Source organism: Acetonema longum DSM 6540 (genome assembly GCF_000219125.1).
In the GTDB taxonomy this organism is placed as follows: Bacteria; Bacillota; Negativicutes; order Sporomusales; family Acetonemataceae; genus Acetonema; species Acetonema longum.
Map to the genome: position 1 here is coordinate 1 of NZ_AFGF01000259.1, position 1,381 is coordinate 1,381.

At 52.6% G+C, this 1,381-nt stretch carries 2 protein-coding genes and 1 pseudogene; all 3 read right to left on the reverse strand.

What is annotated here, in order from left to right; all coding sequences use genetic code 11:
- Window positions 1-115 precede the first annotated feature (115 nt).
- Complete coding sequence (locus ALO_RS19155; protein ID WP_072031884.1) at window positions 116-673, reverse strand: reverse transcriptase domain-containing protein; 558 nt, start codon at window positions 671-673, stop codon at window positions 116-118.
- Entirely contained in the window at window positions 651-812 is a 162-nt protein-coding gene (locus ALO_RS22955; protein WP_202945823.1) for a hypothetical protein, read from the reverse strand. The genes ALO_RS19155 and ALO_RS22955 overlap by 23 nt, the downstream gene beginning before the upstream one ends.
- 487 nt (window positions 813-1,299) lie before the next feature.
- Window positions 1,300-1,380, reverse strand: a pseudogene (locus tag ALO_RS21590) (helix-turn-helix domain-containing protein); the annotation flags it as partial.
- Window position 1,381 lies beyond the last annotated feature (1 nt).

Below are 1,381 nucleotides of genomic sequence, written 5' to 3' on the forward strand. Positions count from 1 at the left end.
CCCTGCCCTTGCCGCCTTCTACTCCGCTTCATCCTTATACTGGAATGTTGCCACGAAATCATCGGCATAGATGACCAGGCCGCACTCTCCCCGACAAGTAGGCTTGAATATCCTGTCAAACCATAGCGCCAGAGCGTAGTGCATGTAGATGTTCGCGATGATTGGGGATGCCAGGTTGCCTTTGCTCTGCCCCTTTGCTCGTCGCGCGCCATTTCCCTTCTTCCTGCACTCCTGCCGTCAGGGTTTTCTTGATCAGCCACAGAATGTTTGGGTCGGCCAGTCTAAACTTTACAAGCTTCAGAATTGTGCTGTGCTCCATGTTGTTGAAATACCCTTTGATATCAGCATCAACGATGTACTTCGTCCTGCCTTTCTCGCTCCGGGTGTTCAACGCCCGGAGCGCGGTGTGGCAATTGCGGTTTGGGCGAAATCCGTGCATACTGTCGTGGAGCCTGCCTTCAAAAACTGCCGACAAGACACGTCTGAGCGCGTCTTGCACGAGCTTGTCTTCGTACGCCGCGATTCCCAGTGGCCTCATTTTTCCGTTTGTCTTGGGAATATAGACGCGTAACGATGGCTGGGGTCGGTAGTTTTTCTTCTTGAGTCGGGCTACAAGGTTGCTTAGGTTCTCTTCCAACTTGGTTTCATACTCATCTTTCGTTACTTTGTCCACGCCGGTCGCTTTTCTCCCGTTCATTTCTCGATGACATTGCTTCCAGCAGTTCTTCATCGATCCAATGATAGAGCGACGTGAATACCATTTTGGGATTCTGGGCTACCCGTTCGCTTATCCTCTCCAGTTTTGTTCCCATTCTTCTCCTATCCCTACGTATAGAGAATGTTTCCCTCAGAGAGGGCCTCTTGATGTGATGGCCTTCTCTCCTGCGGCATTACCCCCAATCATCGGTACTACGCCGTCATCCGACTCCCACGCTCCATTTGGCCTCCTCCGTTTACTGCGTTGTACGGCCATACTCCTGTTCCGGAGAGATGCGTGGGCCTCCCGAGTTACCGCTTGTACTTTGTATAGCATGCCTGGCTCATAGACCCCGGGGCAGCACGCGAACACTAGCCATCCGCATTCACGCGTGTAGACTTCTGGGGCGTCAATACCATTGTCCTGCTCCGTTGGGTATTTTCGGGTCTCGACCACTTTCAGGCCTACTACCTAACCGCTTACGCTTAAGTTACCCTATTACTACGGTACCTCCAAAGCTGGCTACCGGTGGCGCGGCTACGCCTTACCGGGCGGGGTTTCCAACCTCTATTACAAACGACCTTGCTCGGCCGCTACTGACGCTTACTGATTTCTCGTGAGATGGTACTGGGGTGACGCTTTAGTCTTCGGGCGATGGATCGTAAAGAATGGTTTTCTCGCAAC

Coding starts and splice junctions, on each gene's coding strand:
- ALO_RS22955 (WP_202945823.1), bottom strand. CDS start 812: ATGGGAACAAAACTGGAGAGGATAAGCGAACGGGTAGCCCAGAATCCC.